Raw genomic sequence first — 16,664 nt, forward strand, 5'->3', positions numbered from 1 at the left:
CATTTGACAAACGCTGATAGGCGAGCGTGACGCTCGTGCCGAGTATCAGGTACAATTCCCGGCTATTTTTCGGCGGGCCCTGCCTGCAGCCTTTTTGAGTGTTCATCCGTGAGTGATTTGAGTCATATCCGCAATTTCTCCATCATCGCCCACATTGACCATGGCAAGTCGACTCTGGCCGATCGTTTTATCCAGATGTGCGGCGGCCTGGCCGATCGCGAAATGGAAGCCCAGGTTCTGGACTCCATGGACCTTGAACGTGAGCGCGGGATCACCATCAAGGCCCATAGCGTCACCCTCTATTACAAAGCCAAAGATGGCATCACCTACCAGCTGAACTTCATCGATACCCCGGGCCACGTGGACTTCACTTATGAAGTCAGTCGCTCCCTGGCGGCCTGTGAAGGTGCTCTGCTGGTGGTGGACGCCGGTCAGGGTGTTGAGGCCCAGTCGGTTGCCAACTGCTACACCGCCATTGAGCAAGGCCTGGAAGTCATGCCGGTGCTGAACAAGATCGACCTGCCACAGGCCGATCCGGAGCGGGTCAAGGAAGAGATCGAGAAGATCATCGGTATCGATGCCACCGATGCCGTGACTTGCAGCGCCAAGACCGGCCTGGGCGTGGACGAGGTGCTTGAGCGCCTGGTCGCCACGATTCCGGCTCCTACCGGCAATATCGAAGACCCACTGCAAGCACTGATCATTGACTCCTGGTTCGACAACTACCTGGGCGTTGTGTCCCTGGTGCGTGTGCGTCACGGCCGGGTGAAGAAGGGCGACAAGATCCTGGTGAAATCCACCGGCAAGATCCACCTGGTGGACAGCGTCGGCGTCTTCAACCCGAAACACACCGCCACCACTGACCTCAAGGCCGGTGAAGTGGGCTTCATCATCGCCGGCATCAAGGACATTCACGGGGCACCGGTGGGTGACACCCTGACCTTGAGTTCGACCCCGGACGTGGAAGTACTGCCAGGCTTCAAGCGCATTCAGCCGCAGGTCTATGCCGGCCTGTTCCCGGTCAGCTCCGACGACTTCGAGGATTTCCGCGAAGCCTTGCAGAAGCTCACCCTCAACGACTCGTCGCTGCAGTACACCCCGGAAAGCTCCGACGCCCTGGGCTTCGGCTTCCGTTGCGGGTTCCTCGGCATGCTGCACATGGAGATCATCCAGGAGCGCCTGGAGCGCGAATACGACCTGGACCTGATCACCACGGCGCCGACGGTGATCTTCGAGCTGCAGTTGAAGAACGGTGAAACGATCTATGTCGACAACCCGTCCAAACTTCCGGATCTGTCGGCGATTGAAGACATGCGCGAGCCGATCGTGCGGGCCAATATTCTTGTGCCGCAAGAGCACCTGGGCAACGTCATAACCCTGTGCATCGAGAAGCGTGGCGTGCAGCACGACATGCTGTTCCTGGGTAGCCAGGTCCAGGTGACCTACGATCTGCCGATGAACGAAGTGGTACTGGACTTCTTTGACCGCCTGAAATCCACCAGCCGCGGCTATGCTTCGCTGGATTACCATTTTGATCGCTACCAGTCGGCTAATCTGGTCAAGCTGGATGTATTGATCAACGGTGAGAAAGTCGACGCCCTGGCGTTGATCGTCCACCGTGACAACGCCCACTACAAAGGGCGTGCGTTGACCGAGAAGATGAAGGAACTGATTCCTCGGCAGATGTTTGACGTGGCAATCCAGGCCGCCATTGGCGGGCAGATTGTGGCGCGGACAACCGTCAAGGCGCTCAGAAAGAACGTACTGGCCAAATGCTACGGTGGCGACGTCAGCCGTAAGCGCAAGCTGTTGGAAAAGCAGAAGGCCGGTAAAAAACGCATGAAGCAAGTGGGCAACGTGGAAATTCCACAAGAAGCCTTCCTTGCCGTGCTCAGGTTGGATAGTTAGGTCCTATGTCACTAAATTTCCCGCTGTTGCTGGTCATCGCTGTCTTTGTCTGCGGTCTCTTGGCGTTGCTCGACCTGGTGTTTCTGGCACCGCGTCGGCGCTCGGCCATCGCCAACTATCAGGGCAGCGTCAGCCAGCCGGATGGGCTGGTGGTCGAAAAGCTGAGCAAGGAACCGCTGCTGGTTGAGTACGGCAAGTCGTTCTTTCCGGTGCTGTTCATCGTCCTGGTGCTGCGTTCGTTCCTGGTGGAACCGTTCCAGATTCCGTCGGGCTCGATGAAGCCGACCCTGGATGTGGGCGACTTCATCCTGGTGAACAAGTTTTCTTACGGGATTCGCTTGCCGGTGATCGACAAGAAAGTCATCGAAGTCGGTGATCCGCAGCGCGGCGATGTGATGGTGTTCCGCTACCCAAGCGACCCGAACGTCAACTACATCAAGCGTGTGGTCGGCCTGCCGGGCGATGAAGTGCGCTACACCAGCGACAAACGCTTGTTCGTCAATGGTCAGCCGGTGGCGGAGCAGTTGGTCGGGGCTGAACCCGGCACCCTGGGCAGCGCTGAGCTGTACAAGGAAAAACTCGGTGCCGCCGAGCACTTGATCCGCAAGGAAATGAGTCGCTATCGGCCCGCTCCGGACGGGCGCTGGGTGGTTCCCGCCGGGCACTACTTCATGATGGGCGACAACCGCGACAACTCCAACGACAGTCGCTACTGGGACGATCCAAGTATTCCCAAGGATCTGCTGGGCATGGTTCCCGACAAGAATATCGTCGGCAAGGCCTTCGCAGTCTGGATGAGCTGGCCCGAACCGAAACTCAGCCACCTGCCGAATTTCTCGCGGGTTGGCCTGATCAAGTAATCACACACGGCGCTGTTGAACACAGCGCCGAATGCTTTTCTGGCTCTTGTATAAAACGCCCTTGCCCTCGGGCATCGCGTAACAGCTTTGTGACCAGAAGCATGCAGTCAACGATATTCAGGATGTGGATTTGAACACAGCGTTAATTGCCACCCGCACCTCGTGCGCGGCCCCTAGGATGGTGAGTTTCGGCAACGAAATCAGCGTGGGTAAACCGTGAGCGTTTCTTTGAGCCGTCTCGAGCGTCAGCTCGGTTATACCTTCAAGGACCAGGAACTGATGCTCCTGGCCCTCACCCATCGCAGCTTTGCCGGGCGCAACAATGAACGCCTGGAATTCCTCGGTGATGCCATCCTCAACTTCGTGGCCGGCGAGGCGTTGTTCGAGCGCTTCCCCCAGGCCCGCGAAGGCCAGCTGTCGCGTTTGCGCGCACGCCTGGTGAAAGGTGAAACACTGGCAGTACTGGCCCGTGGTTTCGACCTGGGCGAATACCTGCGCCTGGGCTCCGGCGAATTGAAGAGCGGCGGTTTCCGTCGTGAGTCGATCCTCGCCGATGCCCTGGAAGCCCTGATTGGTGCGATCTACCTGGACGCCGGCATGGAAACCGCCCGTGACCGCGTGTTGTCCTGGCTGGCCTCGGAGTTCGAGAGCCTGACCCTGGTGGACACCAACAAGGACCCCAAGACCCGGCTGCAGGAGTTCCTCCAGTCTCGCGCCTGTGAACTGCCACGCTACGAAGTGGTGGATATCCAGGGCGAACCGCACTGCCGGACATTCTTCGTTGAATGTGAAGTCACCTTATTGAATGAAAAAAGCCGAGGTCAGGGTGTGAGCCGTCGTATTGCCGAACAGGTAGCGGCCGCCGCAGCACTGATTGCCCTGGGCGTGGAGAATGGCCATGACTGATTCAACCGCAACACGCTGTGGCTATGTCGCCATCGTCGGCCGCCCCAATGTGGGCAAGTCAACGCTGCTCAACCATATCCTCGGCCAGAAGCTGGCGATCACCTCGCGCAAGCCTCAGACCACACGCCACAACATGCTCGGGATCAAGACCGAAGGCGCCATCCAGGCGATCTACGTCGACACCCCCGGCATGCACAAGAGCAACGAGAAGGCGCTGAACCGCTACATGAACAAGACCGCTTCGGCGGCCTTGAAAGACGTGGACGTGGTGATCTTCGTGGTGGACCGCACCAAGTGGACCGACGAGGACCAATTGGTCCTTGAGCGTGTCCAGTACGTGCAGGGGCCGGTGATCCTGGCGATCAACAAGACCGACCGCATCGAGGACAAGGCCGAGCTGATGCCGCACCTGACCTGGCTGCAGGAGCAACTGCCGAATGCCGAGATCGTGCCGGTTTCCGCGCAGCAGGGGCACAACCTCGAAGCCCTGGAAGGCCTGATCGCCAAGCATCTGCCGGAGAACGACCACTTCTTCCCGGAAGACCAGATCACCGACCGCAGCTCCCGCTTCCTGGCGGCCGAACTGGTGCGCGAGAAGATCATGCGCCAGCTGGGTGCCGAGCTGCCGTACCAGATCACCGTGGAAATCGAAGAGTTCAAGCAGCAGGGCAAGACCCTGCATATCCATGCCTTGATTCTCGTCGAGCGCGACGGACAGAAGAAAATCATCATTGGCGACAAGGGTGAGCGGATCAAACGCATCGGCATGGAAGCGCGCAAGGACATGGAGCTGCTGTTCGACTCCAAGGTCATGCTCAACCTCTGGGTCAAGGTCAAGGGCGGCTGGTCCGACGACGAGCGCGCCTTGCGCTCCCTGGGCTACGGCGACCTCTGACGCCCTTCGCCGGCCAGCCGGCTCCTGCAGCGCCCTGTAGGAGCCGGCTGGCCGGCGAACAGCTACAACCCCTTCTTCGGACCCGGTTCCCTCTCTGCCCCTGAGATCCCTCGCAACCATGTCCAGCACCGCTCCAGTCGGCCAACTTGCCTACGTCCTGCACAGCCGCGCCTACCGCGAAAGCAGTGCATTGGTGGATTTCCTTACCCCCCAAGGTCGCCTGCGCGCTGTCCTGCGCAACGCACGGGGCAAGGCCGGTACCGTGGCGCGACCCTTTGTTCCTCTGGAAGTCGAGTTTCGCGGCCGCGGCGAGCTGAAGAACGTCGGGCGCATGGAAAGTGCCGGCATCGCATCCTGGCTCAATGGCGAAGCGCTGTTCAGTGGTCTGTATCTGAATGAACTGCTGATCCGCCTGCTGCCGGCGGAGGATCCCCATCCGGCAGTATTCGACCACTACGCCGCCACCTTGCTGGCCCTGGCCGAAGGCCGGCCCCTGGAGCCCCTGCTGCGGGCCTTTGAGTGGCGCCTGCTGGACGATCTGGGCTACGGCTTCGCCCTGGACAGCGACATCCACGGCGCGCCCATCGCTGCCGATGGGCTGTATCGCCTGCAGGTGGATGCCGGACTGGAGCAGGTGTTCCTGCTGCAACCGGGTCTGTTCAATGGCACCGAGCTGTTGGCCATGGCCGAGGCCGACTGGAGCGCTCCTGGCGCGTTGTCGGCAGCCAAGCGCCTGATGCGCCAGGCCCTGGCCGTGCATCTGGGCGGCCGGCCCCTGGTCAGTCGCGAGCTGTTTCGCAAGCCTTGAGCCTGGCTGTTGTTTGGCCGTCGGCATCGGTAGTCCATCTGGCGCCGCCATTGTGCGTTCGCGCAAATGGCAACGGACCCTGTTCTCCCCGTATGCTGTGCGCCGAATCTTCATTTACTCAGGAGCGCTTTCGTGACCACCAGCAATCGCATTCTTCTCGGCGTGAACATCGATCACGTTGCCACCCTGCGTCAGGCCCGCGGCACTCGTTACCCGGACCCGGTCAAGGCCGCGCTGGACGCTGAAGAAGCGGGCGCCGACGGCATCACCGTGCACCTGCGCGAAGACCGTCGGCATATCCAGGAGCGCGACGTGCTGCTGCTCAAGGACGTGCTGCAGACCCGCATGAATTTCGAGATGGGCGTTACCGAAGAAATGATGGCTTTTGCCGAGCGCATCCGCCCGGCGCATATCTGCCTGGTGCCGGAAACCCGCCAGGAGCTGACCACTGAAGGCGGACTTGACGTGGCCGGGCAGGAAGCGCGGATCAAGGCAGCGGTGGAGCGCTTGTCGAAAATCGGTGCCGAAGTGTCCCTGTTTATCGACGCTGACGAGCGTCAGATCGAGGCCTCCAAGCGCGTTGGCGCGCCAGCCATCGAGTTGCACACAGGGCGTTATGCCGATGCCCAGACGCCGAGTGAAGTGGCCGATGAGCTGCAGCGTATCGTCGACGGGGTTGCCGTAGGTTTGGCCCAGGGGCTGATCGTCAATGCCGGCCATGGCCTGCATTACCACAACGTTGAAGCGGTGGCGGCGATCAAGGGCATCAATGAGCTGAACATCGGCCATGCCCTGGTGGCTCATGCCCTGTTCGTCGGTTTCAAGGGAGCGGTAGCCGAGATGAAAGCGCTGATCCTGGCGGCTGCAGCCAAGGCCTGATTGCTCTTTGCTGGCAAGCTGATTCCTGCAACCTCTGTAGGAGCCGGCTTGCCGGCGAAGGCTTTCAGAGCGGCGGATTGTCCTCCGTCGGCTTGGTCTTGTTGACCCCGGGGACGTGCAGGTTGCCCTCGGCGACCTGATCGCCTTCCAGCTGCGGCTGGGTCACCCAGGTCAGAATGTCGTAGTAGCGCCGGATGTTGGCCACGAAATGCACCGGCTCGCCGCCTCGGGCATAGCCGTAGCGGGTCTTGCTGTACCACTGCTTCTGCGACAGCCGGGGTAGCATCTTCTTCACATCCAGCCACTTGTTCGGGTTCAGGCCTTCCCGTTCCGCCAGCTTGCGGGCGTCGTCCAGGTGGCCGGTGCCGACGTTGTAGGCGGCGAGAGCGAACCAGGTACGGTCCGGCTCCTCGATCTTGTCGTCCAGTTGTTGCTTGATGTAGGCCAGGTACTTGGCGCCGCCGCTGATGCTCTGCTTGGGGTCCAGGCGGTTGGACACGCCCATGGCCTGGGCGGTGTTCTGGGTCAGCATCATCAGCCCGCGCACGCCGGTCTTGGAGGTGACCTCGGCCTGCCACATGGATTCCTGGTAACCCACAGCCGCCAGGAGTCGCCAGTCGACCTTTTCCTGTTTGGCCGAGGCCTTGAAGTGCTTCTCGTACTTGGGCAGGCGCTGCTGCAGGTGCTGGGCGAAGGTGTAGGCGCCGACATAGCCGAGCACGTCCACGTGACCGTAATAGCGGTCCTTGAGGCGTTGCAGGGTGCCGTTCTTTTCGACCTTGTCGAGGAAGCTGTTGATTTCGTTGAGCAGGCTATTGTCGTCACCGGCGGCCACGGCCCAACTCTGGCTGCGGGCGTCCCCGAGGTCGAAGGCCACCCGCACCTTGGGGAAGTACACCTGGTTCATCGCCAGTTCGTTGGAGTCCACCAGGGTCAGGTCGATCTGTCCCTCGTCCACCATGCGCAGCAGGTCCACGACTTCCACGGCGTCGGACTCTTCGTATTCGATCCCGGGGTACTTGAGCTTGAGCTCCGCCAGTTGCTCTGCGTGACTGCTGCCCTTGAGCACCATGATGCGCTTGCCCACCAGGTTCTGTGCGCTGGTGGGCCGGGACTGGCCATTGCGATAGATGACTTGCGGGGTGACTTCCAGATACGGATGGGAAAACCGGACTTGCTGCTTGCGCTTTTCGCTGCCGACCAGGCCGGCGGCGGCCAGCACCGGGCCCTTGGGTTGACCCAGCTGGTTGAACAGGTCGTCGAGGTTGTCGGCGGTCTCGATCTTCAGCTCCACCCCCAGGTCATCGGCGAAGCGCTTCACCAGCTCGTACTCGAAGCCGGTTTCGCCGTTGCGGTCCTGAAAGTAGGTGGCGGGGCTGTTACGGGTGATCACCCGCAGCACGCCATCCTCCTTTACGCGCTCAAGGGTGCTGGGTTTCTCAACACAGGCGCCGAGCATCAGGAAGAGTCCGGTTACGATGAGCCACTTGGCGCAGCGCGGACGTAAAGCCATAGGGGAAAACATTGGCGCAGTATACGCAAAGGATAACGGCCGCCATATCTCGACAGCGAAGGGCTTGTCTGCTAGCGCCGGGTGGCCTGGGCTGGAGGCCTCAAGAATGGGGCTTCGGCCGTCTATATGACGATTAAAATAACCTACGGCAATGACCTTGATGAGCCTTTGTTATAGGCCGTCGGGTCTGGGCCGACGTCCGGGGGCACCCCGGTTTGCGTTTCGAGTGCCGATGCCAACGGTTTACGTTAGAATGCACGGCCTCAAAGCACACCCCCCTTCCCGAGGCTGTCCCGAAGATGTTGATCCTGCGCGGCGCTCCTGCCCTTTCTGCCTTTCGCCACAGCAAACTCCTTGAGCAACTGAGCCAGAAGGTTCCGGCTGTCAGTGGCTTGTATGCTGAATTCGCTCACTTCGCCGAAGTCACCGGCGTCCTGACCGGCGACGAACAGCAGGTGCTTGCGCGCCTTCTGAAGTACGGCCCAAGTGTTCCGGTACAAGAGCCGACCGGCCGTCTGTTCCTGGTCCTGCCGCGTTTCGGCACCATCTCGCCCTGGTCGAGCAAGGCCAGCGACATCGCCCGTAACTGTGGCCTGGCGAAGATCCAGCGCCTGGAACGTGGTATCGCTTTCTACGTCGCCGGTGAGTTCAGCGACGCTGACGCGCAGTTGATCGCCGAAGCGCTGCACGATCGCATGACTCAGATCGTCGTGGGTAACCTGGAGCAGGCTGCCGGCTTGTTCAGCCACGCCGAACCCAAGCCGCTGACGGCCATCGACATTCTCGGCGGTGGTCGCGCCGCGTTGGAAAAAGCCAACAGCGAACTGGGCCTGGCCCTGGCCGAAGACGAAATCGATTACCTGATGAACGCCTTCCAGGGCCTCAAGCGTAATCCCCACGACATCGAACTGATGATGTTCGCCCAGGCCAACTCCGAGCACTGTCGCCACAAGATTTTCAACGCCAGTTGGGACATCGACGGCCAGAGCCAGGAAAAAAGCCTGTTCGGCATGATCAAGAACACCTACCAGATGCACAGCGAAGGTGTGCTTTCTGCTTATAAGGACAACGCGGCGGTCATCGTCGGTTCCGTTGCCGGGCGTTTCTACCCGAACCCTGATACCCGCCAATACGGTGCGGTGCAGGAGCCGGTGCACATCCTGATGAAGGTTGAGACCCACAACCACCCGACTGCCATTGCTCCATTCCCTGGCGCCTCCACCGGTTCCGGCGGCGAAATCCGTGACGAAGGCGCTACCGGTCGCGGCGCCAAGCCGAAAGCCGGCCTCACCGGTTTTACCGTGTCCAACCTGCAGATCCCGGGCTTCGAGCAGCCGTGGGAAGTGCCGTATGGCAAGCCAGAGCGCATCGTCACCGCCCTCGACATCATGATCGAAGGCCCACTGGGCGGCGCTGCGTTCAACAACGAATTCGGCCGTCCGGCCCTGACCGGTTATTTCCGTACCTTCGAGCAATCCATTACCACGCCTCGTGGCGATGAAGTTCGTGGTTACCACAAGCCGATCATGCTGGCAGGCGGCATGGGCAATATCCGTGACGAACACGTGCAGAAAGGCGAGATCACCGTCGGCTCCAAGCTGATCGTCCTCGGCGGCCCGGCCATGCTCATCGGCCTGGGCGGCGGCGCGGCATCCTCCATGGCCACCGGCACCAGCTCGGCGGACCTGGATTTTGCTTCGGTACAACGTGAAAACCCGGAAATGGAACGCCGTTGCCAGGAAGTCATCGACCGTTGCTGGCAGCTGGGGGACAACAACCCCATCAGCTTCATCCACGACGTGGGTGCCGGCGGCCTGTCCAACGCCTTCCCGGAACTGGTCAACGACGGCGGCCGTGGCGGTCGCTTCGAACTGCGCAACATTCCCAACGACGAGCCGGGCATGGCCCCGCACGAGATCTGGTCCAACGAATCCCAGGAGCGTTATGTCCTGGCGGTGGGCGCAGCAGACTTCGAGCGCTTCAAGGCCATCTGCGAGCGCGAGCGCTGCCCATTCGCGGTGGTCGGCGAAGCCACTGCCGAGCCACAGCTGACCGTGACCGACAGCCACTTCGGCAACAGCCCGGTGGACATGCCGCTGGAAGTGCTGCTGGGCAAGGCCCCGCGCATGCACCGTTCGGCGGTTCGTGAAACCGAGTTGGGTGACGATTTCGATCCGAGCACCCTGGACATCGCCGAGAGCATCGAGCGCGTCCTGCACCACCCGGCCGTGGCCAGCAAGAGCTTCCTGATCACCATCGGTGACCGCACCATCACCGGCCTCGTGGCTCGCGACCAGATGGTCGGCCCGTGGCAGGTGCCGGTGGCCGACGTGGCCGTGACCGCCACCAGTTTCGACGTCTACACCGGTGAAGCCATGGCCATGGGCGAGCGCACTCCGCTGGCCCTGCTGGATGCCCCGGCGTCCGGCCGCATGGCCATCGGCGAGACCCTGACCAACATCGCGGCGTCGCGGATCAACAAGATCAGCGACATCAAGCTCTCCGCCAACTGGATGTCGGCTGCCGGCCACCCGGGCGAAGATGCGCGTCTGTACGACACCGTCAAGGCGGTGGGCATGGAGCTGTGCCCAGAGCTGGGCATCACCATCCCGGTGGGCAAGGACTCGATGTCCATGGCCACCCGCTGGAATGAAGACGGCCAGGACAAGAGCGTCACCTCGCCGCTGTCGCTGATCGTCACTGGCTTCGCACCGGTCGCGGACATTCGTCAGACCCTGACCCCGCAACTGCGCATGGACAAGGGCACTACCGACCTGATCCTGATCGACCTCGGTCGCGGTCAGAACCGCATGGGCGCCTCGATCCTGGCCCAGACCCACGGCAAGCTCGGCAAGCAAGCGCCGGACGTGGATGACGCCGAGGACCTGAAAGCCTTCTTCGCGGTGATCCAGGGCCTCAACGCCGACGGTCACCTGCTGGCCTACCACGACCGTTCCGATGGCGGTCTGCTGGTCACTGCCGTGGAAATGGCCTTCGCCGGTCACTGCGGCCTGAACCTGAGCCTCGACGCTGTCGCGGAAAACGCTGCGGAAATCGCCGCTATCCTGTTCAACGAAGAACTGGGTGCGGTGATCCAGGTGCGTCAGGACGCCACTCCTGACGTGCTGGCCCAGTTCAGCGCTGCCGGCCTGGGCGACTGCGTGGCCGTGATCGGCCAGCCGATCAACAACGGTGAAGTGAGCATCTCCTACAACGGCGAAAGCGTATTCACCGGCCAGCGTCGTCTGCTGCAGCGTCAGTGGGCAGAAACCAGCTACCAGATCCAGCGCCTGCGGGACAACGCCGAGTGCGCCGAGCAGGAATTCGACGTCCTGCTGGAAGAAGACAACCCGGGCCTGAGCGTCAAGCTGGGCTTCGACGTCAACCAGGACATCGCCGCGCCTTACATCAAGAAAGGCGTGCGTCCCCAGGTGGCGGTGCTGCGTGAGCAGGGCGTCAACGGTCAGGTGGAAATGGCCGCGGCTTTCGACCGCGCCGGCTTCAACGCTATCGACGTGCACATGAGCGACATCCTCGCCGGTCGTGTCGACCTCAACGACTTCAAGGGCATGGTTGCCTGCGGCGGCTTCTCCTACGGCGACGTACTGGGTGCCGGTGAAGGCTGGGCCAAGTCGGCGCTGTTCAACAGCCGCGCGCGGGATGCCTTCCAGGGCTTCTTCGAACGTACCGACAGCTTTACCCTGGGTGTGTGCAACGGTTGCCAGATGATGTCCAACCTGCACGAGCTGATCCCGGGCAGCGAGTTCTGGCCGCACTTCGTGCGCAACCGCTCCGAGCAGTTCGAAGCCCGGGTGGCCATGGTCCAGGTCCAGGAGTCGAACTCGATCTTCCTGCAGGGCATGGCCGGTTCGCGGATGCCGATTGCCATCGCCCACGGTGAAGGTCATGCGGAGTTCGAAAGCGAAGAGGCGCTGCTGGAAGCCGATCTGTCCGGTTGCGTGGCCCTGCGCTTCGTCGACAACCATGGCAAGGTCACTGAGCGTTACCCGGCCAACCCGAACGGCTCGCCGCGCGGGATCACCGGCCTCACCAGCCGCGACGGTCGCGTCACCATCATGATGCCGCACCCTGAGCGGGTGTTCCGTGCCGTGCAGAACTCCTGGCGTCCGGATGACTGGAACGAAGACGCGGCGTGGATGCGCATGTTCCGCAACGCTCGTGCCTGGGTGAACTGAGGCTGATGTACAAGCTCAGCTTCTTCGTGCCTCCCAGCCATGTGGAGTTGGTCAAGAGTGCCGTGTTTGCCGCCGGTGGCGGACGTATCGGCGCCTATGACCAGTGCGCCTGGCAGGTGCTCGGCCAGGGCCAGTTTCGCCCGTTGGACGGCAGCCAGCCGTTTCTCGGGCAGACCGGGCAGGTGGAGCGAGTGGAGGAATGGAAAGTCGAGCTGGTGGTGGCCGATGAACTGATTGCTGATGCAGTGGCGGCCCTCAAGCAGAGCCATCCCTACGAGACGCCGGCCTATGAAGTCTGGCGTCTGGAAGCGTTCTAAGGTTATCCACCGATAAAAAGCCCGCTGCACCGGAGACGGTCAGCGGGTTTTTTTGTGGGCCTATTCAGGCAAGCCGGCACCTGTAGGAACGGTGTAGGTGCCGGCTTGTCGGCGAAGGCGGCTTCAGGCGCTCGCCTCCACCTTCTTGTGCAGCAGCGTTTGCAGAGCGGCCTGCAATCCCCCGGCCTTCTCGCCAATCAGCACGTGCCAGACATCCCCGTCCAGGCGCCGCGTACCCTGGCAGCCCAGGGCATTGAGCGCCGACTCCGACAGGCTGCGGCTGTCACTGAGTTGCACCCGCAACCGGGTCAGGGCCACGCAATCCATCTGCAACAGATTTTCCCGACCACCCAGAGCACTGAGCCACTGCTGGGCTTCCTGGTTGGAAATGTCGATCTGCTGTGCGGCTTCTACAGGCGTCGGCGTCACCCTGACAGTGGCCGAGGTTGGCAGTGCCAGGCGGATCTGGTCGGCAATGCTGTCGGCCATCGGTCCCACCACCACCTGCAAACTGCCGCCCTTGCCGGGGCGTACCACAGCCATGGCGCCCAAGGTTTTCAGTTCGGCGTCCACAGCCAGGCTGCGATCCGCCAGCTCCAGGCGCAGGCGCGTGGTGCAAGCGCCGACAGTGATCAGGTTGCTCGCGCCGCCCAGGGCCTTGATGTAGGCCGCGGCACGCTGATCGGCGTTGAGTTCGGATTTCTCGCCGGAGGGGCTGTCTTCGCGTCCCGGTGTCTTCAGGTTGAAGCGGCGGATGCAGAAGTCGAACACCAGGTAGTACACCACCGCATACAGCAGCCCCACCGGAAACACCTTCCAGCCATTGGTGGAGCGGCCCCAGCCCAGGGCCATGTCGATGGCGCCACCGGAGAAGGTGAAGCCCAGGTGGATGTTCAGCAGATTGGTCAGGGCCATGGCCAGACCGGTGAGCAGCGCATGTACCAGATACAGCAACGGCGCGAGGAACATGAAGGCGAATTCGATGGGCTCGGTGACCCCGGTCAGAAAGGAGGTCAGGGCCATGGACAGGAAGATCCCGCCCATCACCTTGCGCCGCTCCGGCCGGGTGTTGCGGTACATCGCCAGGCAGGCGGCGGGCAGGCCGAACAGCATCACCGGGAACATCCCGGTCATGAACTGGCCGCCTTTGGGGTCGCCGGCGAAATAGCGGGTCAGGTCGCCAGTGACCACCGCGCCGGTGCTCGGGTCGGTGAAACTGCCAAAGATGAACCAGGCCATGTTGTTGAGGATGTGGTGCAGGCCGGTGACGATCAGCAGGCGATTGAACACACCGAAGACGAAGGCGCCGAAGCTGCCGCTCTCCAGCAGCAATTGGCCAAAGCTGTTGATGCCATGCTGGATTGGCGGCCAGATCAGACCGAACGCCACCCCCAGGCCCACGGCGGTAAAGCCGGTGGCGATGGGCACGAAGCGCCGACCGCCGAAGAACGCCAGGTACTCCGGCAGTTTGATGTCCTTGAAGCGGTTGTACAGCGCGCCGGCCATCAGCCCGCTGATGATCCCGGCGAGCATGCCCATGTTGATGCTGGCGTCCAGCACCTTGAGGGTCGAGATCATGACCAGGTAGCCAATGGCCCCGGCGAGTCCGGCGGTGCCGTTGTTGTCCTTGGCAAAGCCCACGGCGATGCCGATGGCGAAGATCAGCGCCAGGTTGCCGAAGATCGACTGTCCGGCATCGTGGATGATGGGCATGTTCAGCAGATCGGTGTCACCCAGGCGCAGCAGCAGGCCGGCAATCGGCAGGATGGCAATGGGTAGCATCAGCGCCCGGCCGAGGCGTTGCAGGCCCTCGATGAAATACTGGTACATGGCGTCTCTCCTGGAATTCTTGTTATGAGTGCAGAGGCCAAAGCCGTTCGCAGGCCTGACGGACTGCGGTGGCGCCGGGCAGGTTGAGCAGCGGTTGGCTGAGGTGGCGGCATTGGCCGGCGTCCAGTTGGCGAACCCGGTCCTTGATCTCGCCGACCTGAGGCGGGCTGACCGACAGCTCGCTGACCCCCAGGCCAATCAGGACGGGGGTGGCCAGCGGATCGGAAGCCAGTGCACCGCAAACCCCGACCCAGCGTCCGTGGCGCTCGGCGCCGGCACAGGTCTGAGCGATCAGCCGCAGCAGGGCGGGGTGCAGGGCATCGACCCGGGCTGCCAGGCCAGCGTGGTCGCGGTCCATGGCCAGGGTGTACTGGGACAGGTCATTGGTGCCGATGGACAGGAAGTCGGCGTGTTCCGCCAGTTGCTCGGCCATCAGCGCGGCAGCCGGTACTTCGATCATCACCCCCAGCTCCGGGCGCTGGCTCAGTCCCAGCTCCACCGCGAGCCGATCCAGGCGCTGACGGATATGCAGCAGTTCGGCCACTTCGGTGACCATTGGCAGCATGATCCGGCAGCGCTGCACCGGGCTGACCTGGAGCAGCGCCCGCAGTTGCTGGTCCAGCAGTTCCGGGCGGGCCTGAGCCAGGCGGATGCCCCTCAGGCCCAGCACCGGGTTGGCTTCCACTGGCAGAGGCAGGTAGTCCAGTTGCTTGTCGCCGCCAACATCAATGGTGCGGATGATCACCGGCTTGTCGCCCATGGCATCCAGCACCGCCTGATAGGCCTGTAGCTGCTCGGCTTCATCCGGAGCGGTCAGGCGATCGACGAACAGGAACTCGGTGCGCAGCAGGCCGACGCCATCGGCGCCTCCCTGGTGGGCGTCCCGGGCTTCATTGCTGGAAGCCACGTTGGCTGCCACCTCGATCTGCTGGCCGTCCTGGGTCAGGGCGGACTCATGGGCTTTTTGCTGTTGCAGTGCACGGCGCTGGCGTAGGGTTTCACCAGCCTGTTGCACCTGTGCGATGCGCTGCGGGCCGGGTGCCAGTTCCAGGCGCCCGCCGTCGGCATCCAGCACCACCTGGCGGTCGCCGTCCAGGCCCAGCAGTTCCGGACCCATGGCCACCAGACAGGGCAGGCCTTTGCCGCGGGCGAGGATCGCCACATGGGAGGTGGCGCCGCCGCCGGCCATGCACAGCCCGGCCACGCCCTGGGCGCTGAGTTGCAGCAGGTCGGAAGGGGTCAACTCCTCGGCGGCGACGATCGCTCCGGGTGGCAGGTCGTAGTGCCAGGCTTCGCCCAGCAAGGCCCGCAGCACGCGTTGCTGCAGGTCCCGCAGGTCGTTGGCGCGTTCGGCCAGCAGTGCACTGCCCAGTTGCTGCAGGATCTGGCATTGTTCGGCAATCGCCGCGCTCCAGGCATGGGTGGCTGCGCGGCCCTGGGCAATGGCGGCTTCGGCGGCGTCCAGCAGGGTCGGGTCTTCGAGCAGGGCCAGGTGGGCGCTGAAAATGTCCTGTTCCTGCTGGTCGCGGCGTTGCCGGGCCTGCTCCAGGGTGTGGCGGATTTCTCCGCGCACCTGGTCCAGAGCAGCACTCAATGCCTGTCGTTGGGGCTCGGGCGGATGCTGGTCATGATCCTCTGCCAGGACCATGGCGTTGAGCCGCACCAATGGCCCGCACACCAGGCCCGGTGCGGCGCAGACGCCCGGCAGCACGCCATCTTCCACGGGGCGTTGGGCGACCGGTGCCGGTGCCGGGGTTTCGCCATGGGCATCTGCGGCCATGGCGGTACCGAGGGTCAGCAGCATCGCCTGCAAGGCGTCCTGGCAATCAGCGCCCTGGCAATTGACCAGCACTTCATCCTGTTCACCGATACCCAGGCTCATCAGGGCGATCAGGCTGGTGCAGGGGGCGCTCTTGTCCTTGAAGGTCAGTTGCGAATGGCTGTTGAAACCCAGGGCGGTCTGGCGCACCAGGGCGGCTGGGCGGGCATGCAGGCCGCCGCGATGGGCTACCTTGATCCGGGCGCTGGCCTGCTGTTCGGATGGCTCTTGCGCCAGCGGTTGCGGGCCAGCGTTGGCGCGTCGGCTGATGTGCAGCAAGGGCTCGCCCACCTTGACCGCGGACAGGGGCAGGGGGCGCAGGTCGAAGCTCTCGCCGTTGGTCAGGATCAACAGGCTGATCAGGCTTCGGCAATGCTGCGCCACATGGTCCAGGTCAACCCGCAGCAGGGGCTGGCCGGCGCTGACCTGCTGGCCTTGCTCCACCAGCAGGGCAAACCCTTCACCTTGCAGTTCGACCGTGTCCAGGCCCAGGTGCAGCAGCAGTTCGGCACCATTGGCCGCCCGCAGGGTCACGGCGTGCCCGGTGCGTGCCACTTGGATCACCTCACCGGCGCAAGGGGCGTGCAGGGTGTCGTTGAGCGGGTCGATGGCAATCCCGTCGCCCATGGCGCCACTGGCGAATACCGGGTCGGGGACGCTGTGTAGCGGCAGGACAGGCCCGCTGAGGGGGGCACTGAGCGTCAGGTCGTTATTGTTGTTGTGCATGGCGCAG

The 16,664-nt window shown here is 62.9% G+C and carries 11 protein-coding genes; 8 read left to right on the forward strand and 3 right to left on the reverse strand.

Features of this window, described 5'->3' with window-relative positions; genetic code table 11:
* The first annotated feature begins 108 nt into the window (after positions 1-108).
* The 6 genes from lepA to pdxJ all read left to right on the forward strand — a co-directional run bounded on the left by lepA (position 109) and on the right by pdxJ (position 6,256).
* Positions 109-1,908 carry a translation elongation factor 4 gene (gene lepA / locus KHO49_RS06370; RefSeq protein WP_102861276.1) on the forward strand — a complete coding sequence of 600 codons (1,800 nt, stop codon included), beginning with the start codon at positions 109-111 and terminating at the stop codon, positions 1,906-1,908.
* Between the two features lie 5 nt (positions 1,909-1,913).
* On the forward strand, positions 1,914-2,768 hold the full coding sequence (gene lepB / locus KHO49_RS06375; RefSeq protein WP_102861277.1) for a signal peptidase I: 855 nt from the start codon (positions 1,914-1,916) through the stop codon (positions 2,766-2,768).
* A gap of 216 nt (positions 2,769-2,984) precedes the next feature.
* A complete protein-coding gene (rnc, locus tag KHO49_RS06380) occupies positions 2,985-3,674 on the forward strand; it encodes a ribonuclease III (RefSeq protein WP_102861278.1) in 690 nt (229 codons plus the stop codon).
* Positions 3,667-4,569, forward strand: coding sequence for a GTPase Era (era, locus tag KHO49_RS06385; RefSeq protein WP_019094760.1), 903 nt, complete (start codon positions 3,667-3,669; stop codon positions 4,567-4,569). The genes rnc and era overlap by 8 nt, the downstream gene beginning before the upstream one ends.
* Positions 4,570-4,687: 118 nt before the next feature.
* On the forward strand, positions 4,688-5,377 hold the full coding sequence (gene recO / locus KHO49_RS06390) for a DNA repair protein RecO (RefSeq protein ID WP_213664782.1): 690 nt from the start codon (positions 4,688-4,690) through the stop codon (positions 5,375-5,377).
* A gap of 132 nt (positions 5,378-5,509) precedes the next feature.
* Entirely contained in the window at positions 5,510-6,256 is a 747-nt protein-coding gene (gene pdxJ / locus KHO49_RS06395) for a pyridoxine 5'-phosphate synthase (protein WP_047301928.1), read from the forward strand.
* Between the two features lie 64 nt (positions 6,257-6,320).
* On the opposite strand, the gene mltF is transcribed toward pdxJ, so the two are convergent.
* On the reverse strand, positions 6,321-7,781 hold the full coding sequence (mltF, locus tag KHO49_RS06400; RefSeq protein WP_102878484.1) for a membrane-bound lytic murein transglycosylase MltF: 1,461 nt from the start codon (positions 7,779-7,781) through the stop codon (positions 6,321-6,323).
* A gap of 287 nt (positions 7,782-8,068) precedes the next feature.
* On the opposite strand from mltF, the gene purL reads away from it, so the two are divergent.
* Both purL and KHO49_RS06410 read left to right on the forward strand, forming a co-directional pair.
* Positions 8,069-11,965 carry a phosphoribosylformylglycinamidine synthase gene (gene purL / locus KHO49_RS06405; RefSeq protein ID WP_110652312.1) on the forward strand — a complete coding sequence of 1,299 codons (3,897 nt, stop codon included), beginning with the start codon at positions 8,069-8,071 and terminating at the stop codon, positions 11,963-11,965.
* A 5-nt stretch (positions 11,966-11,970) separates the two neighbouring features.
* On the forward strand, positions 11,971-12,282 hold the full coding sequence (locus tag KHO49_RS06410; RefSeq protein WP_016967836.1) for a YqfO family protein: 312 nt from the start codon (positions 11,971-11,973) through the stop codon (positions 12,280-12,282).
* A 123-nt stretch (positions 12,283-12,405) separates the two neighbouring features.
* Here the strand turns inward: KHO49_RS06410 and nagE are convergent, their stop codons facing one another.
* Entirely contained in the window at positions 12,406-14,112 is a 1,707-nt protein-coding gene (gene nagE / locus KHO49_RS06415; protein ID WP_213664783.1) for an N-acetylglucosamine-specific PTS transporter subunit IIBC, read from the reverse strand.
* A 22-nt stretch (positions 14,113-14,134) separates the two neighbouring features.
* The gene (ptsP, locus tag KHO49_RS06420; protein ID WP_213664784.1) at positions 14,135-16,657 is read right to left on the reverse strand and encodes a phosphoenolpyruvate--protein phosphotransferase; all 2,523 of its coding nucleotides are present in this window, start codon (positions 16,655-16,657) and stop codon (positions 14,135-14,137) included.
* Between the last annotated feature and the right edge of the window lie 7 nt (positions 16,658-16,664).

Source organism: Pseudomonas sp. RC4D1, assembly GCF_018390395.1.
GTDB lineage: Bacteria > Pseudomonadota > Gammaproteobacteria > Pseudomonadales > Pseudomonadaceae > Aquipseudomonas > Aquipseudomonas danubii.

Bases quoted from the DNA above. Each gene is read 5' to 3' on its own strand.
- lepB (WP_102861277.1), top strand. From the start codon at position 1,914: ATGTCACTAAATTTCCCGCTGTTGCTGGTCATCGCTGTCTTTGTCTGC.
- era (WP_019094760.1), top strand. From the start codon at position 3,667: ATGACTGATTCAACCGCAACACGCTGTGGCTATGTCGCCATCGTCGGC.
- recO (WP_213664782.1), top strand. From the start codon at position 4,688: ATGTCCAGCACCGCTCCAGTCGGCCAACTTGCCTACGTCCTGCACAGC.
- mltF (WP_102878484.1), bottom strand. From the start codon at position 7,781: ATGTTTTCCCCTATGGCTTTACGTCCGCGCTGCGCCAAGTGGCTCATC.
- purL (WP_110652312.1), top strand. From the start codon at position 8,069: ATGTTGATCCTGCGCGGCGCTCCTGCCCTTTCTGCCTTTCGCCACAGC.
- KHO49_RS06410 (WP_016967836.1), top strand. From the start codon at position 11,971: ATGTACAAGCTCAGCTTCTTCGTGCCTCCCAGCCATGTGGAGTTGGTC.
- nagE (WP_213664783.1), bottom strand. From the start codon at position 14,112: ATGTACCAGTATTTCATCGAGGGCCTGCAACGCCTCGGCCGGGCGCTG.
- ptsP (WP_213664784.1), bottom strand. From the start codon at position 16,657: ATGCACAACAACAATAACGACCTGACGCTCAGTGCCCCCCTCAGCGGG.